22 protein-coding genes are annotated in these 23,289 nt (G+C 70.0%); 17 read left to right on the top strand and 5 right to left on the bottom strand.

Going from position 1 to position 23,289, the window contains the following annotated elements:
* Nucleotides 1–12: 12 nt before the first annotated feature.
* The 9 genes from ACRWNM_RS03740 to ACRWNM_RS03700 all read left to right on the top strand — a co-directional run bounded on the left by ACRWNM_RS03740 (nucleotide 13) and on the right by ACRWNM_RS03700 (nucleotide 10,419).
* Nucleotides 13–897: a hypothetical protein gene (locus tag ACRWNM_RS03740; protein WP_431963440.1), complete on the top strand. Its 885-nt coding sequence runs from the start codon at nucleotides 13–15 to the stop codon at nucleotides 895–897.
* Nucleotides 894–1,907, top strand: coding sequence for an ROK family protein (locus ACRWNM_RS03735; RefSeq protein ID WP_431963438.1), 1,014 nt, complete (start codon nucleotides 894–896; stop codon nucleotides 1,905–1,907). The genes ACRWNM_RS03740 and ACRWNM_RS03735 overlap by 4 nt, the downstream gene beginning before the upstream one ends.
* 182 nt (nucleotides 1,908–2,089) lie before the next feature.
* Nucleotides 2,090–2,812, top strand: a complete 723-nt coding sequence (locus ACRWNM_RS03730) for a lysophospholipid acyltransferase family protein (RefSeq protein ID WP_431963436.1) — start codon at nucleotides 2,090–2,092, stop codon at nucleotides 2,810–2,812.
* A gap of 75 nt (nucleotides 2,813–2,887) precedes the next feature.
* A complete protein-coding gene (locus ACRWNM_RS03725; protein WP_431963434.1) occupies nucleotides 2,888–3,541 on the top strand; it encodes a phosphoribosylanthranilate isomerase in 654 nt (217 codons plus the stop codon).
* A 124-nt stretch (nucleotides 3,542–3,665) separates the two neighbouring features.
* The gene (locus tag ACRWNM_RS03720; protein WP_431963432.1) at nucleotides 3,666–4,430 is read left to right on the top strand and encodes a sporulation protein; all 765 of its coding nucleotides are present in this window, start codon (nucleotides 3,666–3,668) and stop codon (nucleotides 4,428–4,430) included.
* Nucleotides 4,431–4,515: 85 nt separating this feature from the next.
* Nucleotides 4,516–6,096, top strand: coding sequence for an ABC1 kinase family protein (locus ACRWNM_RS03715; protein WP_431963430.1), 1,581 nt, complete (start codon nucleotides 4,516–4,518; stop codon nucleotides 6,094–6,096).
* A gap of 346 nt (nucleotides 6,097–6,442) precedes the next feature.
* Nucleotides 6,443–8,005, top strand: a complete 1,563-nt coding sequence (locus ACRWNM_RS03710; protein ID WP_431963428.1) for an alkaline phosphatase D family protein — start codon at nucleotides 6,443–6,445, stop codon at nucleotides 8,003–8,005.
* Between the two features lie 184 nt (nucleotides 8,006–8,189).
* Complete coding sequence (locus ACRWNM_RS03705) at nucleotides 8,190–9,467, top strand: FAD-binding oxidoreductase (protein WP_431963426.1); 1,278 nt, start codon at nucleotides 8,190–8,192, stop codon at nucleotides 9,465–9,467.
* A gap of 121 nt (nucleotides 9,468–9,588) precedes the next feature.
* A complete protein-coding gene (locus tag ACRWNM_RS03700; RefSeq protein ID WP_431963424.1) occupies nucleotides 9,589–10,419 on the top strand; it encodes an SDR family NAD(P)-dependent oxidoreductase in 831 nt (276 codons plus the stop codon).
* 60 nt (nucleotides 10,420–10,479) lie between these two features.
* Here the strand turns inward: ACRWNM_RS03700 and ACRWNM_RS03695 are convergent, their stop codons facing one another.
* Nucleotides 10,480–10,896: a cytochrome c oxidase subunit 4 gene (locus tag ACRWNM_RS03695; protein WP_431963422.1), complete on the bottom strand. Its 417-nt coding sequence runs from the start codon at nucleotides 10,894–10,896 to the stop codon at nucleotides 10,480–10,482.
* Between the two features lie 13 nt (nucleotides 10,897–10,909).
* On the bottom strand, nucleotides 10,910–11,962 hold the full coding sequence (ctaC, locus tag ACRWNM_RS03690) for an aa3-type cytochrome oxidase subunit II (protein ID WP_431963596.1): 1,053 nt from the start codon (nucleotides 11,960–11,962) through the stop codon (nucleotides 10,910–10,912).
* Nucleotides 11,963–12,399: 437 nt separating this feature from the next.
* Between ctaC and asnB the strand changes: the two genes are divergently transcribed.
* Nucleotides 12,400–14,343: an asparagine synthase (glutamine-hydrolyzing) gene (gene asnB / locus ACRWNM_RS03685; protein ID WP_431963420.1), complete on the top strand. Its 1,944-nt coding sequence runs from the start codon at nucleotides 12,400–12,402 to the stop codon at nucleotides 14,341–14,343.
* 143 nt (nucleotides 14,344–14,486) lie between these two features.
* On the top strand, nucleotides 14,487–14,906 hold the full coding sequence (locus tag ACRWNM_RS03680; RefSeq protein WP_431963418.1) for a CBS domain-containing protein: 420 nt from the start codon (nucleotides 14,487–14,489) through the stop codon (nucleotides 14,904–14,906).
* Between the two features lie 114 nt (nucleotides 14,907–15,020).
* On the opposite strand, the gene ACRWNM_RS03675 is transcribed toward ACRWNM_RS03680, so the two are convergent.
* On the bottom strand, nucleotides 15,021–15,989 hold the full coding sequence (locus ACRWNM_RS03675; protein WP_431963416.1) for a carbohydrate kinase family protein: 969 nt from the start codon (nucleotides 15,987–15,989) through the stop codon (nucleotides 15,021–15,023).
* A gap of 812 nt (nucleotides 15,990–16,801) precedes the next feature.
* Complete coding sequence (locus ACRWNM_RS03670; RefSeq protein ID WP_067785873.1) at nucleotides 16,802–17,152, bottom strand: HesB/IscA family protein; 351 nt, start codon at nucleotides 17,150–17,152, stop codon at nucleotides 16,802–16,804.
* Nucleotides 17,153–17,341: 189 nt separating this feature from the next.
* Here ACRWNM_RS03670 and ACRWNM_RS03665 point away from each other — a divergent pair, with 189 nt between their 5' ends.
* Entirely contained in the window at nucleotides 17,342–18,013 is a 672-nt protein-coding gene (locus tag ACRWNM_RS03665) for a DUF3043 domain-containing protein (protein WP_431963414.1), read from the top strand.
* An 85-nt stretch (nucleotides 18,014–18,098) separates the two neighbouring features.
* On the opposite strand, the gene ACRWNM_RS03660 is transcribed toward ACRWNM_RS03665, so the two are convergent.
* Nucleotides 18,099–18,254, bottom strand: a complete 156-nt coding sequence (locus tag ACRWNM_RS03660) for a hypothetical protein (RefSeq protein ID WP_431963412.1) — start codon at nucleotides 18,252–18,254, stop codon at nucleotides 18,099–18,101.
* A gap of 86 nt (nucleotides 18,255–18,340) precedes the next feature.
* Here ACRWNM_RS03660 and ACRWNM_RS03655 point away from each other — a divergent pair, with 86 nt between their 5' ends.
* From ACRWNM_RS03655 to ACRWNM_RS03635, 5 genes are all read left to right on the top strand, one after another.
* Nucleotides 18,341–19,315: a helix-turn-helix domain-containing protein gene (locus ACRWNM_RS03655; protein ID WP_431963410.1), complete on the top strand. Its 975-nt coding sequence runs from the start codon at nucleotides 18,341–18,343 to the stop codon at nucleotides 19,313–19,315.
* A 65-nt stretch (nucleotides 19,316–19,380) separates the two neighbouring features.
* Complete coding sequence (gene cobU, locus ACRWNM_RS03650) at nucleotides 19,381–19,932, top strand: bifunctional adenosylcobinamide kinase/adenosylcobinamide-phosphate guanylyltransferase (protein WP_431963408.1); 552 nt, start codon at nucleotides 19,381–19,383, stop codon at nucleotides 19,930–19,932.
* A 223-nt stretch (nucleotides 19,933–20,155) separates the two neighbouring features.
* Nucleotides 20,156–21,232: a nicotinate-nucleotide--dimethylbenzimidazole phosphoribosyltransferase gene (gene cobT, locus ACRWNM_RS03645; protein ID WP_431963406.1), complete on the top strand. Its 1,077-nt coding sequence runs from the start codon at nucleotides 20,156–20,158 to the stop codon at nucleotides 21,230–21,232.
* On the top strand, nucleotides 21,229–21,987 hold the full coding sequence (locus ACRWNM_RS03640; protein WP_431963404.1) for an adenosylcobinamide-GDP ribazoletransferase: 759 nt from the start codon (nucleotides 21,229–21,231) through the stop codon (nucleotides 21,985–21,987). The genes cobT and ACRWNM_RS03640 overlap by 4 nt, the downstream gene beginning before the upstream one ends.
* 409 nt (nucleotides 21,988–22,396) lie before the next feature.
* Nucleotides 22,397–23,110 carry an MBL fold metallo-hydrolase gene (locus ACRWNM_RS03635; protein ID WP_431963402.1) on the top strand — a complete coding sequence of 238 codons (714 nt, stop codon included), beginning with the start codon at nucleotides 22,397–22,399 and terminating at the stop codon, nucleotides 23,108–23,110.
* Nucleotides 23,111–23,289: the final 179 nt, after the last annotated feature.

The raw sequence follows: 23,289 nt of genomic DNA, 5'->3' as shown, positions 1-23,289 counted from the left end.
ATGGAGCACGGGATGTCGGCCTCGCCCGGCGACGGGATCGGCGAATTCGCCGAGGAACTGAAGCTGCTCGCGGAGGCGGTGCTCGAACGCGTCGAACCGGTGCTGCGGCGCAGCGCGGCGCAGGGTCAGCCGGACTGGCCTGCGTGCAGCTGGTGCCCGGTGTGCGCGGCCGCCGCGCTGGTGCGCGGCGAGCACCACGACGTGGTCGCGGCGATCGCGGATCACGGCACCGCGATCGTCACGGTGCTGCGCGAGGCGCTGGCCGGGGTGCCGGTCGATCCGCTGCTGCCCACCGACGATCTGGAAACCGATGTGCGGCACCGGCATCCGGGGTCCGGTGGCGCGCAGCATCGGACCGCCGATGCGGCGAGGTCGCGTGACGGACACGGCGGCTCGCGCACGGCCGACCGGCACGATGCCGGGGCTGGGCCGGGTGGTCGTGGTGCGTCCCGCTCCGATGACCGGCACGGCAATCCGGCCCGTTCGACCGATCGGCACACCGCCGCTCGCTCGGGTGTCCGGAGCCAGGACGAGGACCACGCCGGTCACCAGCGCGGAGACGGCTCCCGCTCCGACCACAGGTCGCGGCGCACCGACGCCGGACGCCCGGCCGATGAGCGCACCGGCGCCGCGCCCTCAGCCGACAAGCGCGCCGACGCCACACGCCCAGCCAACCAGCGCACCGGCTCTGCGCGCTCGAACGACCAGCGCACCGACGCCGCACGCCCGGCCGACCAGCGCACCGACGCCGCACGCCCGGCCGACCAGTACACCGGCACCGCACGCCCGGAGGATCAGCACACCGCGGCGTCCGACGCGCCGGAGCAGCCCAGGCACTCCCGCTTCATGGGCAAGCGGCCCGGGTACGTCGGTATCCCCGTGACGATCAAGGCATGACACACCCGGTGGCAGATGCGCTCCCGCTGACCGTCGGTATCGACGTCGGCGGCACCAACATTCGCGCCTCGGTGGTGGACGGCGACGGCGAGGTGCTCGACACCGTGCAGTCGCCGACACCGCACAGCGAGCGCGCCCTGGAGGACGCCCTCGACCGTGCCGTGCGGGAACTGCGCCGCCGCCACCCGATCGGCGCCGTCGGTCTCGCCGTCGCGGGCTTCATCAGCGGCGACCGGTCCACCGTGCGGTTCGCCCCGCACCTGCCGTGGAAAGACGCGCCCGTCGCGGCGCGGCTCACCGAGCGTCTCGACCTCCCGGTGATCCTCGAGCACGACGCCAACGCCGCCGTGTGGGCCGAGTACCGGTTCGGCGCGGCGGCGGGCGGGCACAACGTGGTGCTCGTCGCGATCGGCACCGGCGTCGGCGCGGCGCTGCTCATCGAGGGCACGCTCTACCGGGGCACGCACGGCGTCGCACCGGAACTCGGCCATCTGCAAGTGGTCCCGCACGGCCGGGTCTGCCCGTGCGGCAAACACGGCTGCTGGGAAAGGTATTGCAGCGGAACCGCGCTCGCCGAGACCGCGATCGAGCTGCTGGCCACCGACCCCGGCCGCTCGACGGTGCTGGCCAGAGAGGTGTCCCGCGATCCCGGTTCGCTCACCGGCAGGCGGGTGGCGGGCGCCGCCCAGGACGGCGACCCCGTCGCGCTCGCCGCGATGGCCGACTTCGCGCGCTGGCTCGGGCTCGGGCTGGCGTTCGTCAGCGACATCTTCGACCCCGATCTCGTCGTCATCGCGGGCGGCGTGAGCAGTTCGGCTCCGCTGTTCCTCGACGACGCGCGCGAGGAGTACGCCCGCGCCGTCACGGGCGCAGGACACCGGCCGCTGGCCCGCATCCGCACCACCCAGCTCGGTGAGGCGGCGGGCATGATCGGCGCCGCCGAACTGGCGCGCGCCGTGCTCGCGGAGCCGGGGCGGCGCTCGTCGCGGGTCGCGCGCAGCGGGCGCTGACGCGTCCGCGCGCACGGGCACATCCGTTCGAATAAGGCCGTCGCGGAGGGGCCTTCGGGACCTGCGACGATCCGATTGTGGTGAGATACACCGCTGCAATTGGATGTGATCTAGAACCAGCGGTAAAGTCGGCAACTGACGCAGGTTGCCCGCTACTATCCCGGTCCCGGGGGAAGGACGTCATGTTCTACTGGCTGCTGAAGTTCGTGCTGCTGGGACCGTTCATTCATCTCTACAATCGGCCCACGGTCGAAGGCGTGGAGAACATCCCGGCGGACGGGCCGGCCATCATGGCGGGTAATCACCTCTCCTTCGCCGACTGGCTGTTCGCCCCGCTGACCAGCCCGCGGCGCATCAACTACCTGGCCAAGGCCGAATACTTCAACACCCCCGGTCTCAAGGGGCGTCTGCAGAAGTTCTTCTTCAGCGGCACCGGCCAGTACCCGATCGACCGCAGCGGCGCCGACGCCGCCGAGGACGCGCTGAACGCCGCGCGCAAGCTGCTCGACGAGAACCGCTTGGTCGGCCTCTACCCCGAGGGCACCCGCTCCCCCGACGGCCGCCTCTACAAGGGCAAGACCGGCCTGGCCCGCCTCGCGCTCGAGACCGGCGTGCCCGTCATCCCCGTCGCGGTCATCGGCACCAACGAGGTCTCCCCGCCCGGCCCCTTCAAGTGGCGCCGCCGCAAGGTCACCATCAAGTTCGGCGCGCCGATCGACTTCTCCCGCTACGAGGGCATGGGCGGCAACCGCTTCGTCGAACGCGCCGTCACCGACGAGGTCATGTACGAGCTCATGCGACTGGGCGGCCAGGAATACGTCGACGTCTACGCCCACAGCCTCAAGGGCGTCCCCTCCGGCTCGAAGCCCGACGCCGCCCGCATCCCCGACACCGCGGCCAGCTGATTCTTCCCAGAACGGCCCCGGGACCACCAAAGGTCCCGGGGCCGTTCTCGTTTCCGCGACGGTATCGTTGCCCCGGTGCCGGTGCGTGCGAAGCTGTGCGGAATCAGGTCCGAGAGCGATCTGCGGATCGCGATCGCGGCGGGCGCCGACGCGGTCGGATTCATCGCGGGCGTCACCCACGTCAGCGAGGACGCGCTCGACGCCGACCGGGCCGCCTGGCTCGCCGGGCAGACGCCGCCGTTCGTCACCAGGGTTCTGGTCACCCATCTCGAGAGCGCCGCGGCAATCCTCGAGCTCGCCGAACGCGTCGGCGTGGACGCCGTTCAGATCCACGGCCTAGTGACCGCCGAGACCGTTCGGCAGGTCCGCTCGGCCTCGGTCCACCGGATCATCCGGGCCGTGCACGTCACCGGTCCCGAGGCCGTGGACGCCGCCCGCGCGGCCGCGGCGGATTGCGATGCGGTCCTGCTCGATTCGCGCACGGACGACCGCCTCGGCGGCACCGGCCGCACCCACGACTGGTCCGTGAGCGCCGCCATCGTCGACGACCTGCGCCTGCTCGGCCGCCCCGTCATCCTCGCGGGCGGCCTGAACGCGGCCAATGTCGCCGACGCCATCCGCACGGTCCGCCCCTTCGCCGTCGACGTCAACAGCGGAGTCGAACACCCCTCCGGCGACAAATCCCCCGAAGCCTGCGCCGACTTCGTCACCACCGCCCACCGCGCCTGACCCGCACAGGCCTCGCAACGGCGTCGGGCCCTGCGAGACCTACGACGCGAGACCGCCGATGACGTTGATCACACGGTAAGCGAACGCCAAGGTGTTGATAGGGCTGGGCGGGGAGACTGCGGGCATGTTCAAGAAGTTGTTGGCGGCGGCAGGGGTCGGCGGGGCCGAGGTCGAGACCGAGTTGTTCACTCCGGGGGTGCAGCCCGGTGGGACGGTCGAGGGCGTCGTGCGGCTGCGCGGCGGGAAGGTCGGGCAGGACATCGCGCACATCGCGGTGGAATTCGTGACCAGGGCCGAGCAGGAGTACGAGGACCACGAAGCCGTGCGCGACATCGCGTTCGGGCGCACCGGGGTGCACGGTCCGCTGCACCTGCCGCCCGGCGCCGTGCTGGATTTTCGCTTCGCGGCGCGCGCGCCGATGGAAACGCCGATCACGTTCTACAACGGCAGGCACCTGCCGGGCACGGTGGTCTCGCTGCGCACGATCGTCGAGATCCACGGCGCGGTCGACGCCGCCGACACCGACCCGATCGGGGTCGGCGCGCTGCCCGCCCAGCACGTGCTGCTGGAGGCTGTGGAGCGCTTGGGTTTTCACTTGCGCAGCGCCGACGTGGAGGCGGGCCGGGTGCACAACACGCCCCAGACGTTGCCGTTCTATCAGGAGATCGAGTTCGCGGGCTCACCGCACTACCCGCGGCTGAACCAGCTGGAGGTCACCTTCGTCGCCACCGAGACCGGCATGAGCGTGGTGCTGGAGGCGGACAAGCGCGGCGGCTGGATCTCCGAGGGCCGCGACGTCTTCGACGCGCTGTGGGTCGACTACCAGCGCCTCGGCGGCGTCGACTGGGCGGGCGAACTGCATCATCGCCTGGCGCGGCTCGCGCACTGAGCCCGCGTTGGTAGCCTTGTCACGCACAACGTCGACGCGGGACCACGGGTAGGGGTGGTCTGCTCGGCGTGCGAGTGAGGTGAGCATGGTCCGCCGCGACACCGGTGGTCGAATTCTGAAGCTGCCCAGGCGTGTCGACGCCGAGCCCGCCGGCGATCCGCCGACGGGCCGGCTCGCCCGCACCACGAAGCTGGCCGGACTACCGGTGGCGTTCGCGGGCAGGCGGGTCGCGGGCGCGGGCAAACGCATGCTCGGCCGTCCCGCGGACGAGGTGAACCGCGAGATCCAAGCCCGGACCGCCCAGCACCTGTTCGACGTGCTCGGCGAGCTCAAGGGCTGCGTGGCCAAGCTCGGGCAGCTGATGTCGCTGTACGAGCTCGCGCTGCCCGCGGATTTCGCCACGCCGTACCGCGACGCGCTCAACCAGTTGCAGGATTCGGCGCCCGCCATGCTGCCCCCGATGGTGCATTCGGCGCTGGCTGCCCAGCTCGGCCCGCACTGGCGGACGTTGTTTCTGGAGTTCGAGGACCGGCACGCGGCGGCGGCCTCCGTCGGCCAGGTGCACCGCGCGGTATGGCGCGACGGCCGCCGGGTGGCCGTGAAGGTCATGTATCCCGGCGCGCGCGAGGCTGTGCTCAGCGATTTGCAGGCGCTGCGCCAGATCGCTCCCCTGTTCACCGCGCTGCTGCCCGGCGCGGATTCCCGCGCGGTGATCGAGGCGCTGTGTGCCTACATCGGCGAGGAACTCGACTACGAGATCGAGGCCGCGCATCAGCGCAGCTTCGCCGCCGCCTACGCCGACGACCCCGATTTCGTGGTGCCCGGAGTGGTGGCGCAGCAGGGCGACGTGCTGATCACCGAATGGCTGGACGGCGTCTCGCTGTCGCGGATGCTCGTGCAGGGCGCGCCGTTCGATCGCGACCGGATCGGGTTGCTCGTCCTGCGCTTCCTGCTGTCCGGCCCGACGAAAGCCGGTTTGCTGTACGGCGATCCGCATCCGGGCAATTTCCGCATCATGCCCGACGGCAGGCTCGGGATCGTCGATTTCGGCGCGTGCGCGCCGTTCCCGCCCGGCTACCTCGACGCGCTGACCGATATCGCCCAGGCGATCCTGACCGACGACCCGACCGATCTGGAGGCGGCGATCCGTCGGCGCGGCTACGTCGGGCCCGATCGCGCGCTGGACAGTCACACGGTGCTCGAGCAGCTGGCGCCGATGCGTGATGCCATGCTCGACCCGACCTTCCGCCTGACCACCGAGTGGTTGCGCAAACGCGTCTCGGCGACAGTGGATCTGAGCCTGTCCAACGTGATCCGGCAGCTGACCATGCCCGCCGAGCACACCCCGATGCTGCGGACGTTCCTTGCGGGTGTGAGCGTGATGTCGCAGCTCCAGCCGGAACTGCCGCTGCGCACCGAATGCACCCGCTGGTTCCCCGACGTGATCGCCGCGCTCGGACTCGACGACGCGGGTTCGCCATGGCCGCCGGACAATCCGACCGAACCGCTGCGCCGCCTGAACCCCGCCCAACCGAGCGCCCGGCTCACACTCGCGCCGAAGGCCGCCGACTCCCTGGCGCGCGACCACGCAACCGAACCCAATGCGCAACGGGCCATCACCAGCGATGCGCCGACGACGAACCGACCGGCCGAACCCGGCCACTGAACCCCACCACGTAGCCGAGCGCACGACCCGGATACCAGCACGAGCCCAATCGACCGCAAAGCCGAGACGCGCAGCCGAATCCGGCACGTGACGGCCGCGCGGCAGCCCGGTCCTGAAGCGACCGTCGGCCGCGCGGGCCGGTTGCGGCCATCGGCGCGCTCGCAAGTCGTGCGCCCAGGTTCGGCGGCGGAGGTTCCACGTGCGGCTCCAGAGCTGGATCGCCATCCCGGTGAGCGCATCGCCGCGAGGACCGTCTCACCGGGATGCCGCGGGCGGTCCGGTCAATTGGTCGGACCGACAGCGGCCGTTCACGCGGCGTTGACGTGACTGCGTGAGGGTGGCGACCATGGCACACAGCGGTCCGGCACTGGGCATCTCCCGGCGCACCCTGCTGCGCACGTCCGCGCTCGGTCTGGTGGCCGGGCCCGCGCTTGCCGCCTGCGGCGCCGACGACGGACCCGTCCTGGTCCGGCAGCGGCCGAACCTCACGCACGGCGTCGCGGTCGGCGACCCGCGCTCCGACGGCGCGCTGATCTGGGCTCGCTCGGACCGGCCCGCGACGCTGATCGTGGAGACCGCCGCCACCGAATCCTTCACCGACGCGCGCCGTTTCACCGGTCCGCTGCTCACGCCCGACGCGGACGGCACGGGACGGGTCCGCGTCGCCGGACTGCCCTCGGGCTCGGTGGTGCACTACCGCGTCACCCTCGAAGCCGAGGACGGCGCCACCTCCGAGCCGCTGACCGGCGTGTTCCGCACTGCGCCGACCGGTCCGGCCGACATCAAGCTCCAGTGGTCGGGCGACGTCGCGGGGCAGGGTTACGGGATCAATCCCGATCTGGGCGGGATGCGGATCTTCTCGACCATGGCCGCCCGGGACCCGCACCTATTCCTGCACTCCGGCGACGTCGTCTACGCCGACGGCCCGCTCCAAGAGTCGGTCACCCTGCCTGACGGCCGGATCTGGCGCAACACCGTCACCGAGGCCAAGAGCGCGGTCGCCCAGACGCTCGACCAGTTCCGCGGCCAGTACGCCTACAACCTGTCCGACCGGAACTATCGCGGGTTCAATGCCGTGGTGGCGCAACTGGTTCAGTGGGACGACCACGAGACGGTCAACAACTGGTACCCCGGCGGCACCGTCGCCGCGGACAAGGGCTACACCGAGCGCAGCATGGACACCCTCGCCACTCGCGCATGGCAGGCGTTCCACGAGTGGATGCCCCTCGACCCGAAGGAGGCCGTCGACGGCAGGCTGTACCGCAAGGTCTCGTACGGCCCGCTGCTGGACGTGTTCGTCCTCGACATGCGCACCTACAAGGACGCCAACGGCGCCAACACCGCGCCCGAGGGCAGGATCTTCGGTGCGGCACAGACGAAATGGCTGATCGACGGCCTGCGCGAGTCACGGGCCACCTGGAAGATCGTCGCCAACGACCTGCCGCTCGGCGTGGTGGTCCCGGACGGCAAGACCGCCTTCGAGGGTCCGGCCAACGGCGCGCCCGGTGCGCCCTCGGGCCGCGAATCCGAGATCGCGCAGGTGCTTTCGGCGATCAAAGCGAACCGGGTCACCGGCGTGCTGTGGCTGACCGCCGACGTGCACTACACCGCGGCGCACCGCTACTCCCCCGAGCGCGCGGCGTTCACCGATTTCGACGAGTTCTGGGAGTTCGTCTCCGGACCGCTCAACGCAGGCGCCTTCGGCCCCAACCAGCTCGACCCCACGTTCGGTCCCGAGGCGGTCTTCGTGCACGCGCCGCCCGCGCCGAACACCTCGCCGCTGGACGGCGCCTATCAGCATTTCGGCGAGGTCCGCATCGATGGCCGCACCGCGGAACTCACGGTGGATCTGTGCGACGCGACGGGCGCGGTGTTGTTCAGTCAGCGCCTGCCCGCGCCGGGCCGTTGAGCGGGAATCGAGAGCCGGTGCGCGGCGTGCTCGCCGAGGCGGCCGGCCGCGCGTCCACGCCCCTGGTCACGGGGGCGGGCGACATCGGCATCGTCGCAGGTCACAAGGGGTTGTCCGGGTGCGGGTAAAGAGCCTCCGACTTCGGGTACGCACCGAGCGCCAGACTGTGGTTAGCTACCGTGCCATGAGCACGCCGCAGACTGTCTCCGCCGAAGAATATCTACCCCGTGACACCGCGGATGTCGTTCGCACCGTGCGGAATTCACGGGGTCGCGCGGAGCGCCTCACGGTCCGCGGCGGCGAGCCGATCGAAGACAGCCTGACACTGCCCGATCAGCGCACCGTGGTCTCGCTGCGCCGGATGAACTCGGTGCTCGACATCAACCTCGGCCGTCGCACCGTCCGCGTGCAGGCAGGCGCCAAGCTCTCCGACATCGATCGCCGCCTCGGCGCGCACGGACTCGGCCTGCCCGTCGTCGGCGACCACCGTGACATCACCGCGGGCGGCTTCGCCTCGGTCGGCGGCGTGAGCAGCGCCTCGCACCGGTACGGCCTGTTCATCGATCAGATCGTGGATCTGGAATACGTCGACCCGGACGGGCGCATCGGCACCTGCGGGCGCAACCACCACACGGAGCGGTTCCACCGCATCCTCGGCGCGGGCGGGCGCGCGGGCATCATCACCGCGCTCACCCTGGACGCCGTCGACATCGACAAGGACCACACCTGGCTCACCACCGACGCCGACCGGTTCCTCGATTTCGACTCCTTCGTCGAGCACGCGCACACGGAGATCGCGAACCCCGGTAACGCGGCGTTGCAGGTCGGCCGCTGGGTCGACACCGCGCCGCTGAAGGTGGCGCGACCGGTCGGCACCGGCCACGTGCAGCTCGGCACCGTTCGATTCGGTCAGTGGTCCAGCCTCTACCCCACGACGCCGACCCGTTCGCTGCGGGCCCGCCGCGAGGTCGGCACCCGCACCCGGAAGTCGTTGGGCGCCATCGCCTCGCACGCGGGCGGCAAGGCGGGCATGCCGGTGCGCAACGCCGCGGCGGGCGCGCTGATGTTCGCTCCCAAGGTGCTCACGCTGCGCGACGCGGAATACCTCGCCGACACGGTGATCAGCTCCTCGGAGCGTGGACCCGCCTACCGCGTGGGCATTTTCGCGCCGCTGTCGACCTACGCCTCGGTGTTCTACCGGCTACACGACCTGTTCTCCGGACACCGGGAGCGCACCGGCTGCTTCACCGTCATCTCCGCGATGACCTACGGCGTGCGCTCCAGCTACCTGCGTGACGAGGCCGCCGCGCGCAGCCTGCCCGCCGAGGACCACGGCCTGATCACCTTCACCTGCCGGTTGCGTCCGTCCGCGCTGCCCTCGGAGCTGCTGCGCGACATCGTCGCCGGAATCGATGAGATCTGCGCGTCCGAACACGCCATGCGCTACGAGTCGGCCGATTAAACTGTGTCGCGCCGCGGTCACTGGGTGATAGCTGTCACCCGGCGGCCGTGGCCGATTCGGCACTGTCGGCGGGGTGTCGATGGGTCAGTTCAGCATGTCATCCGATGCGAAGGCTGTATCGATGCTCGAATTCCGCCCTGCCCCGGCCCGTTTCGTCGAACGCAAGCTGCGCGCACCGCGCGCCGACCTGCCCGACGCCCAATCCCTCGCTGACCAACGGATTCTCGTCACCGACGCCTGCTCCGACGTCGGCCGCGCCACCGCCGCGCTGCTCGCGGAGCACGGCGCCGAGTTGCTCCTGGTCGCCCGGCGCGGTGATCAGCTCATCGCCGCCTGCGAGGCGATCGTCGCCGCGGGAGGCCGGGCGCACTGGTTCCGCTGCGATCTGTCCGCGCTCGGCGACGTCGACCAGCTGGTCACCTGGGTGCTCGCGGAGTTCGGCGCCGTCGACGTCCTGATCAACAACGCGGGCCGCCCGGTACGCCGCCCCGTCGCGCAATCGCTCGACCGTTTCCGCGACTACCAGCGCATGATGGCCGCCAACTACTTCGGGCCGCTGCGACTGACCCTCGGACTGCTCCCGGCGATGATCCGCTCCGGCTCCGGCCACGTCGTGAATGTCGGCCCCGCGCACCACAACACCGCCGCGGCCGCCCGTTTCGCCTCCTACGCGAGCTCTCAGGCGGCGTGGACCACCTTCGCCGAGTGCGCCGAGGCCGAGCTGGGACCGAGCGGCGTCCACGTCACCGCGATCGACTATCCGGCACTGCACACCGACGACCCGGACTTCGCCGACGAATACGAGCGAGATCCGGCCGAGGCCGCCCGCGCCGTGGCAGCCGCCCTCACCGACCGAGACGACGCGCACCCGCGGTTCGCCCGCAGGCTGCGCGAACTGGCGGGCGCCGCGCCGCGCTCCACCACGCGCCTGCGCCACGCGTTCGGATTCTGACGCACCCCGGAAACGGCGAAGCGCCCCACCGGTTTCCGGCGGGGCGCTTCGTGTGTGGTCTCAGTGCTTCTCGGGGCCGAGGTGGTACTCGAACACCAGGCCCGCCGCCGCGGCGAGCACGCACAGCACGCCGACGCCGATCAGCCACGGCTCGAAGAAGGCCAGGCCCAGCGCGGTGACCGAACCAGCGGCCGCCAGGGTGATGGGCCAGAAGCTACCCGGCGAGAAGAAGCCGAGGTCACCGGTGCCGTCCACGATCTCGGCGTCCTCGAAGTCCTCCGGACGCAGGTCGAGACGACGAGCGACGAACCGGAAGTAGGTACCGATGATCAGCGACAGGCCCGCGGTCAGCACGATCGCGGTGGTGCCCGCCCACTCGACGCCGGTGCGCGACTGGGCGGTGAAGAACCCGTACACGATGCCGACGATGATGAAGAACACCGTCAGCAGTTCGAAAATGCGCGCTTCGATCTTCATGTCAGATCAGTCCTCACTTGGTCTCGGGCGCGGCCGCGCTCTTGACCGTGCGGTCGGTGTTGAACGGCCGGGTGGAGGTGGCGACGGGGGACTCACCGATCGCCTCGAGTGCCTCGGCGTTGGTCTTGCCCGCCCGACGCGCGTCGAGGTACTGGGTGAACTTCTCCGGCGAGACGGCGCGGACCTCGAAGTTCATCATCGAGTGGAAGGTACCGCACATCTCGGCACAGCGGCCGACGAACGCGCCTTCCTTCTCGATCTTGGTGATCTGGAAGACGTTGTCCGAGTGGTTTTCCTTCGGGTTCGGCATCACGTCGCGCTTGAACAGGAACTCCGGCACCCAGAAGGCGTGGATCACGTCGGCGGCGGCGAGCTGGAACTCGATGACCTTGCCGGTCGGCAGCACCAGGACCGGGATCTCGTTGCTGGATCCGACGGTCTCGACCGTGTCGTAGTGCAGGTAGGAGAGGATGTCGTTCTCCGGCTTGCCGTGCACCGGGCCAGGCTGCGGGTGACCGTCCTTGGTCCGCTCCTCGTACTCCTCCAGCTGGGCCTGCGCGGCCTCCTCGCGGGCGGAGTCGATGCCGTTGAACTGGTAGCCGTTCTTGAAGTCGACCTCGCGGTAGCCGAACTTCCAGTTCCACTGGAAGGCGGTCACGTCGACCGTCACGTCCGGGTTGTCCACCTTCTCGTGGACGTAGTTCTGCACCACCACGGTGAAGTAGAACAGCACCGCGATGATGACGAACGGGATCGCCGTGTAGGTCAGCTCCAGCGGCACGTTGTAACCGGTCTGCCGCGGGAATTCCGGGGAGTCCTTCTTCTTGCGGTGGAACGCGACGGTCCAGAAGGTCAGACCCCAGACCAGCACACCCATCACCAGCGCGGCGATGACCGACCAGGTCCACAGCTCCCGCATCCGGGTGGCCTGCGGCGTGATACCCGAGGGCCAGCCGAACCGCAGCCAAACATTGTCGATCGAGCAGCCCGAGACGAGCACCGCGGTGATCCCCAAGGACACCGCCAGCCCGGCCCGCCGAAGGACGCGGCCCTGCCGACCCTTCACGGGTCGTGCCCCGATCTCTTCGCTCGCCTTGTGCGCCACGCTCACGCCTTCCTGGTCGCCACACATTCCGACAGTGCGCCGCCGGGCCGCGATCCGCCCTGACGACACTTTTCAAGCTCATGTCAGGCCGTCCCGGCGGGCATCCGACTCCGCGCACGCGCCGCCTGAGAATGGCCTGAGTACTACGCAGCGTAGACCAAACCGGCGTCCTCATTGACGTCGGGTCGCATTCGACACTCCACAGGCGCGGGAGCGGGGGCGGCCACCGGCGCATCCGCGCAGGACAGGACGCGCGCAGCGCGCGGATCCCCCGCGTGCGGCATACTCGGACACAACATTTCGGCCGGCGGTGTGCGTGGCGCGCGCCGCAGCACCCCCAGCCATCCGGACGCCCGCCAGCCGGCGTCCCCCACCGGAGAAACGAGGTTGCCGACACCGTGTGCGGACTGCTCGGATTCCTGACATCTGACGCGGCGACATCCGACGTGGTCGACCAGGTCTACAACGCGCTGCACTGCATGCGCCACCGCGGCCCCGACGAGCGCGGCACCTGGCACGACGACCACCTGGTTCTGGGCTTCAACCGCCTCTCGATCATCGATATCGAGCACTCGCACCAGCCGCTGCGCTGGGGTCCCGCCGACAACCCCGAGCGCTACGCGCTGACCTTCAACGGCGAGATCTACAACTACATCGAGCTGCGCGAGGAACTGGCGGCGGCGCACGGCGCCGAGTTCCCGGACGGGAAGATGTTCGCCACCGAGGGCGACAGCGAGGCCATCGTGGCGGCCTTCCACTACTGGGGCGCCGAGGCGGTCCAGCGGCTGCGCGGCATGTTCGCCTTCGCGATCTGGGACACCGAGACCAGCGAGCTGTTCCTGGCCCGCGATCCGTTCGGCATCAAGCCGCTGTTCCTGGCCACCGGCCCCGGCGGCACCGCCTTCGGCAGCGAGAAGAAGAGCCTGCTCGACCTGCTGCCCGCGCTGCGGTCCTCCGACGAGCTTGACCCGCGCGCGCTGGAGCACTACACGGTGCTGCAATACGTGCCGGAGCCCGAGACGCTGCACAAGGGCATTCGGCGGCTGGAGTCGGGCACCTACGCGACGGTCCGCGCCGGCGAAGAGCCGAAGCTCACCCGCTACTTCCGGCCGGGCTTCCGGGTGCGCCCGTTCACGCCGGGTTCGGAATCCGCCCGCTACCGCGAGATCGCGGCAGCGCTCGAGGACTCGGTCGCCAAGCACATGCGCGCCGACGTGACCGTCGGGTCGTTCCTGTCGGGCGGCATCGACTCCACCGCGGTCGCGGCGCTCGCCATGCGGCACAACCCGAAGCTCATCACCTTCACCACCGGCTTCGAGCGCGAGGGCTACTCCGAGGTCGACGTGGCCGCCGAGAGCGCCGAGGCGATCGGCGCCCGCCACATCGTCAAGGTGGTCTCGCCCGCGGAATTCGCCGCCGCCATCCCCGAGATCGTCTGGTACCTGGACGACCCGGTGGCCGACCCGGCGCTGGTTCCGCTGTATTTCGTGGCCAAGGAGGCGCGCAAGCACGTCAAGGTCGTCCTCTCCGGCGAGGGCGCCGACGAGCTGTTCGGCGGATACACCATCTACCGGGAGCCGTTGTCGCTCGAGCCTTTCGAGTACCTGCCGAAGGGGCTGCGCAAGCTGGCGGGCAAGCTCTCCGACCGCATTCCGGACGGCACCCGCGGGAAGAGCCTGCTGCACCGCGGCTCGCTCACGCTGGAGGAGCGCTACTACGGCAACGCCCGCAGCTTCAACGACGCCCAGCTGCGCGCCGTGCTGCGCGAGTTCCGCCCGGAGTGGACCCATCAGGACGTCACCGCCCCGATCTACGCCCAGTCCCGCGGCTGGGACCCGGTGGCCCGCATGCAGCACCTGGACCTGTTCACCTGGCTGCGCGGCGACATCCTGGTCAAGGCCGACAAGATGACCATGGCCAACTCGCTCGAGCTGCGGGTGCCGTTCCTGGACTCCGAGGTGCTGAAGGTCGCCGAGCAGCTGCCCTTCGAGCAGAAGATCACCAAGGAGACCACCAAGTACGCGCTGCGCCAGGCGCTGGAGGGCATCGTGCCCCCGCACGTGCTGCACCGCGCCAAGCTCGGCTTCCCGGTCCCGCTGCGGCACTGGCTGCGCGGCACCGAGCTCTACGACTGGGCGCAGGTGCAGATCGCCGACTCGCAGACCGACCACCTGCTGGACAAGGCCGCCATCAAGACCATGCTCGACGACCATCGCGCCGGTCGGTCCGACCACAGCAGGCGGCTGTGGACGCTACTGGTCTTCATGGTCTGGCACGGCATCTTCGTCGAGGACCGGATCAAGCCGGAGATCCAGGAGCCGGTCTACCCGGTCTCGTTGTAAAGACCCGAATACGACTCGCCACCCCCGGCCGATCGGCCGGGGGTGGCGAGTCGTATTCGGTCGATCGATGCGGCGCTATCAGGCCTGAGCAGCGCGACAATGGGTGACGACCGATCCAGCTGATCAGCGAGGAGGTACAGGTCGTGACCATCGCGAAGGACGTCATGCGGCGAGGGGGTCAGTGGATCTCCGCGGAACAAACCGTGCAGAACGCGGCGTGGATGATGGCGGCACACGGCGTCGACGTCCTCGTCGTCGGCGACGACGAGAACGACCGCCTGTCCGGAGTCCTCACCTACCGCGCCATCGCGTTGAAGTGCGTGGCGGCGGGTCTGCCGCCGGATCGCACCACCGTGGGCGCCTTGTTCTCGGGCACGCCACGCTGGGTGGACTCGCGCGCCGACCTGCGCGAGGTCCTCGACGAGATGAACAGCCATCACCTGCGCCACATTCCGGTCGTCGAGGACCGCAGGCTGGTCGGGACGATCAGCGAGAACGACCTGGTCGATCACCTCGACTCCGCGCAGCTGGGCGAGTTCGTCCGCGCCCACGCCGCGGCCTGACGAGCCCGCGCGCGTCCTGTGCGGGCCGATCGAGGTTCCGCGCGCTTCGCCGACGCCATGGAGCCTCCGGTCAGATGGACCGAGGGCTCCGGTGACTACCGCGTCGCAACCGGCTCAGAGCAGCGGCTTGATCTCGGCCGCGGCCTCCGCGCCGTAGGCCGCGGTGAGGCGCTCGAGCGCCTCGTCCTTGTGGAGCGTCCACTCCTGGGTGCCCATGGTCTCCAGCACCAGCACCGCGACGAGCGATCCGAGCTGGGCGGAGCGCTCCAGGCTCAGTCCGGCGGTGTGGCCGGTCAGGAAGCCCGCGCGGAAGGCGTCGCCGACACCGGTCGGCTCGACCTTGGTGCGCTCGGGGACCACGCCGACGTGGACCTCGGTGCCGTCCTTGTCGACGATCTGCACGCCGTCGGCGCTCAGGGTGGTGACCCGGATGCCGACCCGCTTGGCGATCTCGTCTTCGCTCAGGCCGGTCTTCTGCAGTAGCAGCGCCCACTCGTACTTGTTGGTGAAAAGGTATGCGGCGCCGTCGATCAGGCGCACCGCCTGGTCGCCGTCCAGACGGGCGAGCTGCTGGGAGGGGTCGGCGGCGAACGGGATGCCGAGCTCGCGGCATTCCTCGGTGTGGCGCAGCATCGCCTCGGGGTCGTTGGCGCCGACGAGCACCAGATCCAGCTGCCTGGTCTCGGCCAGTTCGGCGACGGAGATGTCGCGGGCCTCGCTCATCGCGCCGGGGTAGAAGGACGCGATCTGGGCCATGTCGTCGTCGGTGGTGCAGACGAAGCGTGCGGTGTGCGCGCGATCGGAGACGTGGACCGTGGAGCAATCGACGCCGTGCCGCTCCAGCCAGGCGCGGTAGTCGGCGAAATCGGCGCCGACCGCGCCGACCAGCAGCGGCGTGCGATTCAGCACGCCCATGGCGTAGGCGATATTGCCCGCCACACCGCCGCGGCGGATCTGGAGATCGTCGACGAGGAAGCTCAGCGAAACATGATCGAGTTGATCGGCCAGGAGCACATCGGCGAACCGTCCAGGGAAACGCATGAGGTGGTCGGTCGCGATGGACGCGGACACGGCGATAGACACGAGGCTGGGCCCCTTCAACGGTAGGCGGCAGGCGGTGAGGGGAGATCGAAATCCCCGTTCCCACCGTAGCCGATCCACCGGGTGCTCCAGAGGCATCGACGCAATCGGCGCAGACCATCGACGGTCCGCGGTTGGACACAGCGGAGACGAAGAGGAGCCTTGTCAGCGCAGCTTGACATAGCCCGTCGACAGACTTCACACGACCAAAGGCCGCAGCGAAGGCGGCGGTCCGCCTGGTCGGCTCAGCCGAATACGGTCTGTCGACGGTCCGTGCGACCGGCGCAGGTACGCGAAGTCTGCGTGGCCGGGAGCAGGTCCGTCGACGGATCGCGCACGTCCAGCCGAGGCGCCAGGTATGTCCAGTCAGCCAGCCGCAGCGGGCCGACAATCGGTGTACGGCCGCGGAGGCGCAGATACGCCCGGTGGGCGCGGCCGTCCGTCGACAGCCGCGCATGGCCGGAGCGGAGCCGCAGGCCCGTATGTGCCAACGCAGCCGGACGGCAGGCTGCTAACCAGACCACGCACGGCCAGAGCGGAAGCACAGGTACGCCTGGTCGGGTTCAGCCGAATGCGGTCCGCCGACAGTCCGTGCGGGCGACGGTGCGGTCCGTGCGGCCGGGATGCCGTCCGTCAACAGATCGCGCACGGCCGGAGCCGAGGCGCGAGGTCATCCAGACAGCGCAGCCGCAGCTAGCCGACACTCCGTGTACGGCCGCAGAGGCGCAGATACGCCCGGTCGGCGCGGCCCGACGCAGTCGTCGACAGCCGCGCACGGCCCCTCAGCGGAGGTGGAGGTTACGCCTTGTGGCGGGTCAGTTGAAGGAGTCGCCGCAGGCGCAGGAACCCGTGGCGTTCGGGTTGTCGATGGTGAAACCCTGCTTCTCGATGGTGTCGACGAAGTCGATCGAGGCGCCCTGGACGTAGGGAGCGCTCATCCGGTCGACGGCCAGGGTGACGCCGCCGAAGTCGACGGTCAGGTCACCGTCGAGCGAGCGGTCGTCGAAGAAGAGCTGGTAGCGCAGGCCCGCACAACCACCGGGCTGCACCGCGATGCGCAGCGCCAGGTCGTCGCGGCCCTCCTGATCCAGCAGCGCCTTGGCCTTCGAGGCGGCGGCATCGGTCAGAGTCACACCGTGGGTGGTCGTCTCGTTCGGCACAGTCATGAACTCTCCTAAGGACAGCTGTGGTCAACCCGTGAACAGCGCACGGCTCGTGGAGTCAACACCACTCAGCGGGCTGCTATTCCCCATCTTGCCACTCGGCCCCTCGCGCGTTGACACAACCTCGGTGTTGCGCAGCCCTCCTTACGACCGCATTTCCGGCTGGCTGGCGCATCGAATAGCCTGGTTGCTGTGAAATTGTTCCGTCGCGGCGAGTCCAGCACCACCGACGCGACCGCCGACACCACGGCGGACGCGAACGGCGGCTCGACCGCCATCACCACCAAGACGACTCCCCCGGTCACCCCGGGCAAGGGCCGTCCCACCCCGAAACGTCGTGACGCGGAAGGCAAACGGCGCGGACCGGTCGCGCCCGCACCGCTGACCGCGAAGGAAGCGCGGGCGCGCCGCAAGGCCACCCGCGGCACCAAGGAGGAGCGCAAGGCCGCCAGTGCCGAGCGCAAGCTCGCCGTCCAGGATCGCAGGGCCCGGATGCTGGCGGGTGAGGACAAGTACCTCCTGCCGCGCGATCAGGGCCCGGTCCGCGCCTACGTGCGCGATCTCGTCGACGCCAGGCGCAACCTGGTCGGCCTGTTCATGCCGATGGCGCTGGTGCTGATCATGTCCATGTTCGCCGCACCCGGCCTGCAGACCATCGTGACGTTGGCCATGCTGGTGATGATGCTGTTCATGATCATCGAGGGCGTCATCCTCGGCCGGATCGTGAACAACCGGGTCCGTGAGCGGTTCCCCGACACCACCGACACCGGCTTCCGGCTCGGCTGGTACGCCTTCGTCCGCGCCTCGCAGATCCGCAAGATGCGGGCGCCGAAGCCGCGGGTCAGCGCAGGCGACGCGGTGTAGAAGTTCATCGGTCGCGAGCAGCGATCGATCCGAGAGTCCGAGTTCGGCCGTTCGTGGCACTTGCCACGGACGGCCGTTTCGCGTTTCAGCGGTGGTGCGAGAAGCGCATGGCGTTCAACTCGGCCCGCAGGCGCTGCGCGTCCCGGTCGGTCACGTGGGTGGATCCGGCGAGTCCGCGACCGCGAGCGAAGAAGAGGGATACGGCGACGATGACTGTCGCGAGGAGAAGGAGAGTCAGCATGGCAGAAATTTTGCGCTGACTTATTTTCCGCCGAAAGTGGCAGCGAAGACATTGTTCGCAAAAATCCGGCCAGGTACCCTCGGGGCATGCTGTCGAAGGTCGCCGTCGTGCTGTTCGAAAAGCTCGCCATGTTCGAGTTCGGCGTAGTCTGCGAGGTTTTCGGGCTCGACCGCACCGCCGATGGCCTGCCCGGCTTCGACTTCAAGGTCTGCGGGGCGGAACCGGGCAAGCCGCTACGTGCCACCACGCCCGGCGTGACGATCACCCCCGAGTTCGGACTGGAAGAACTCCTCGAGGCCGACCTGGTGGCGGTCCCCGCCGCCCCGGCCACCGCACTCTCGGATGGGCTGGACCCGCGGATCGTCGACGCCGTGCGCGGCGCTTCGGACGCCGGGGCGATCGTGCTCACCGTCTGCTCCGGCGCGTTCGTCGCGGGCGCGGCGGGCCTGCTCGACGGACGCAAATGCACCACGCACTGGCGCTACGTCGATCAGCTCGCCGAGCGCTACCCGTCCGCCACCGTCGACCCCGACGTGCTCTTCGTCGACGAGGGCAACCTCATCACCAGCGCGGGCACCGCCGCGGGCATCGACGCCTGCCTGCACCTGGTGCGCAGGGAGATCGGCAGCGCCGCGGCCAACGGCATCGCCCGCCGCATGGTCGTGCCGCCGCAGCGCGACGGCGGGCAACGGCAGTTCATCGAACGCCCGGTCCCCGCCTGCACCTCCGACAGCCTCTCGACGACCCTCCAGTGGATGGGCGAGAACCTCGACCTGCCGCACACCATCGACGAGCTGGCCGCGCGCTCTACGATGTCCACGCGCACCTTCGCCCGCCGCTTTGCCGCGGAGACCGGAACGACCCCGGTGAAATGGCTCACCAACCAGCGCGTCCTCTACGCCAAGCACCTGCTCGAAGAGACCGAACAGGGCCTCGAACAGATCGCCGCCCGCGCGGGCTTCGGCTCCGGCGCGCTGCTGCGCCACCACTTCCAGCGCCTGGTCGGCATCTCCCCTACCGAATACCGCCGACGCTTCGGTGCCGCCTCACCGACAGGCTGAGGAGCCCACCGGCCGGGGCTTCGGGCGAGAGACCGAGCAACACGGTTGGTTGGTAGCGTGCTGGCGTGTCGCAGGATTCCGGAACCGCGCGTCCGCCTCGGACGCTTGTGCTCGGCGGGGCTCGCTCGGGGAAGTCGGCGTTCGCGGAGAACCTCGCCGCGGCGACGGGGGAGGTTCGGTACGTGGCGACCTCGGTCCCCGATCCGGACGACCACGACTTCGCCGAACGCATCGCCCGGCATCGGGAGCGCCGCCCCGCCGGCTGGAGCGTGGTCGAAAGTGCCGACGCCGCAGCGGTTCTCGCCGATCCCGCACCCGAGGCCGCGACCTTGGTCGATGACATCGGCACCTGGCTGACCGCGCGTATCGACGCGCTCGACGCCTGGGATTCTCCGCGCGGCACCGTCGCCCCCAACACCGAAGCCCTGGTCTCCGCCGTCGCGGCATATCCGCACCGGCTGATCATCGTCAGCCCGGAGGTCGGCATGGGCGTCATCCCCGCGACCCGCTCCGGCCGCCTGTTCCGCGACGAGATCGGCGCCCTCAACCAGCGCCTCGCGCAGGCCTGCGACGAAGCGTTCCTCGTCGTCGCGGGTCTTCCCGTTCGGCTCAAGTAGCGGTACGCCCCGGAGAGGAATGGCGGCGAGCGCGTGTCGAACCGCCATGTCACTCCCGTCGAATCCATCCGACTCCGCCCGATAGGGAAACAGCGGTGGCGCGGGTCACGGCGGAGGCGGACGCCGAGGATCCGGGTGGGTGCGATACGGGCGACGCGTTCCGGGCAAGATTGGGCGTCGGAAGCACGTGCGGCGGACGCCGCCCGACCGGAGAGGCTCGACAGTGACACACGGATTCGGACCGGTTGCGCCCCCCGACCCGCGGATCCGCGCGGCCGCCGAACAGCGGCAGACGCAGCTGACCAAACCCGCTGGGGCGCTGGGCCGCCTGGAAACGCTGGGCAACTGGGTGGCCGCCTGCCAGGGTGTGTGTCCGCCGAAGCAGTTCGAGCGCGCCAGGGTCGTCGTCTTCGCCGGTGATCACGGCGTCGCGCGCTACGGTGTGTCAGCGTACCCGAGCGAGGTCACCGCGCAGATGGTCGCCAACTTCCTCGGCGGCGGCGCGGCGGTGAACGCGCTGGCCGCGGTCGCGGGCGCGAGCGTGCGGGTCGCCGACATCTCCGTCGACGCCGAGACCGATCCCGTCGTGAGCAAGCACAAGGTGCGCCGGTCGAGCGGTTCCATCGACCGCGAGGACGCGCTGAGCGAAGACGAGGTGCAGGCCGCCCTCGCCGCGGGCCGCGCCATCGCCGACGAAGAGATCGACGGCGGCGCCGACCTGCTCGTCGCGGGCGATATGGGCATCGGCAACACCACGCCCGCCACCGTGCTCATCGCCACGCTCACCGACACCGAGCCGGTCGTCGCGGTCGGGCGCGGCACCGGCGTGGACGACGCGGGCTGGTCTCGCAAGGTCGCGGCCATTCGCGACGCCATGCGCAGGGCCCGGCCGGTCGTCAAGGATCCGGTGGATCTGCTGCGCGTCGCCGCGGGCGCCGACATCGCCGCCATGACAGGGTTTCTCGCGCAGGCCGCGACCCGGCGCACGCCGGTGATCCTGGACGGCGTGGTGGTCACCGCGGCCGCGCTGGTCGCCGAGGATCTGGCCGCGGGCGCGAGCGCCTGGTGGCTGGCCGGACACCGCTCCACCGAACCCTCGCACAATCTGGCACTGAAGCAGCTGCGCCTGGAACCACTCGTCGATATGGGCATGCGTCTCGGCGAAGGCTCCGGCGCGCTCACCGCCCTGCCCATCCTGCGCGCCGCCGTCGCCGCGCTCGCCGAGATGGCCACCTTCGGTGAGGCGGGCGTCAGCACCGCCGACGACGCGGCCCCGGCCGCCCCGAACCTGACCAAATGACACCGGGCGCCGGGATCCGGCTGGCCGTCTCCTGGCTGACCGTGCTTCCGGTGCGCGGCCCGGACGAGGTCGATCGAGCCGCGGCGCGCCGCGCGATCGCGCTGGCGCCCGTCGTCGGCGTGCTGCTCGGTGCCGCCGCGGCCGCGTTGTTGTGGGCGCTGACCGGCGCGGGCGCGAGCGCACCGCTGGCCGGGCTGGTGACCGTGGCGGCGCTGGCGCTGCTCACCCGCGGCATGCACCTGGACGGCCTGTCCGACGCGATGGACGGGCTCGGCAGCTACGGGCCGCCCGAGCGCGCGCGGCAGATCATGAAGAGCGGCGGGGTCGGGCCGTTCGGCGTGGCCGCGCTGGTCTTCGCTATCGGCGCGCAATCGTTCGCCTTCGGCGCGCTGGCCGGCGCGGGACGGTGGTTCGCGGTGGCGCTGGCAGTCGCGACCGGGCGGGTTGTGGTCGTCCTCGCTTGTCGCCGCGGGGTGCCCGCCGCGCCGGGCGCCGCCTTCGGCGCGCTCGTGTCCGATACCCAGTCTCCGGTGACCGGTGTGGTGTGGGTGGTCGTCGCGCTGTGCTGCGGCGTCCTGGCGGTGCCGGATCACCCCTGGCTCGGGCCGGTCGCCGTCGCGGTGTCCGTGGCCGTCGCGATGGTGGCGGTCCGGCACATGGTGCGCAGGTTCGGGGGTCTGTCGGGCGACGTGCTCGGCGCGGCGATAGAGATTTCGATCACGTTTGCCGCGGCCGGACTCTCGCTCACCGGATAAATCGGAATATTGCCGTAACCCTCGGTATCACGTGGCGATATATATCGGGTTTCGACAGTGTATGAACTTCGTCTCCCTACTCTGCACCGAGAATGGGCGCACAAGGTTGCGGTGCGGTTCGCCCAGCACCGATTTCGCGCGGACCACGCCGAATCCCGGGCACGCGGCGATGCCGGGCCGCGTTCGCGCGCCATCTCCTCGTGCCGGGAAAATCGTTGGCGGACAATCGAAGTCGACGAACCGGCGAACTCGCCCTGCGCAAATCGTGACGAACGCAACACTCGGCGCCCCGCCGAAGGCGGCGACCGTACCCACTCGCCACCGGTTTGCGCACACCGTGATCCGACCCAACGGAATCTTTTCCGCACTGGCACACCAACCGTCTGGGTCAGGATCTAATGTGGGCGGTATGTCTTCCGAGCGCCTCTATTTTCGACAACTGCTGTCCGGGCAGGACTACGCCGTCGGTGATCCGATCGCGACGCAGATGCGAAATTTCGCCTACTTGATCGGTGATCGGGAGACGGGCGAATGCGTTGTGGTCGATCCGGCCTACGCCGCGGGCGATCTGGTGGACATCGCCGAGGCCGATGGGCTGCGCCTCACCGGAGTCCTCGCCACCCACCACCACCCCGACCACGTCGGCGGCACCATGCTCGGTTTCACCCTGCGCGGCGTGCGCGAACTGCTGGAGAAGACCAGTGTCCCCGTGCACGTGAACGATCAGGAACTGTCCTGGGTCGCCAACGTCACCGGCATCGCGCCCAGCGAACTCACCGGCCACGAGCACGGCGACAAGGTCGCGGTCGGCGCCTTCGAGATCGAGTTATTACACACCCCGGGGCACACCCCGGGCAGCCAGTGCTTCCTGTTCGACAATCGCCTCATCGCGGGCGACACCCTGTTCGTCGACGGCTGCGGTCGCACCGACTTCCCCGGCGGCGACTCCGACGAAATGTTCCGCAGCCTGCGCTATCTCGCCGGACTTCAGGGCGACCCGGTCGTCTACCCGGGCCACTGGTACTCGCACGAACCCAGCGCGGCGCTGTCGTCGATCCGCGACAACAACTACGTCATGCGGCCGCAGACACTCGAGCAGTGGCAGATGCTGATGCCGGGCTGAGCATCCGCCCAGCGATCGATCGGGCGTCCTCGACTGCCCACGCCGACCGGTGCCGCCTGTCGAACACGGGACGACGACCGAGATCGGACCCGGCGAGCAAGGCGGTCGGCTTCGTCGCACCGGCGCCCGTCGAACACGAGACGCCGATAGTCGATCCGGCGGAGCGGGCGGTCCGCTTC

The organism is Nocardia sp. bgisy134, assembly GCF_965341865.1.
Taxonomy (GTDB): domain Bacteria; phylum Actinomycetota; class Actinomycetes; order Mycobacteriales; family Mycobacteriaceae; genus Nocardia.
The sequence above is the reverse complement of the archived record's forward strand: the minus strand, read 5'-3'. Positions and strand labels throughout refer to the sequence as shown.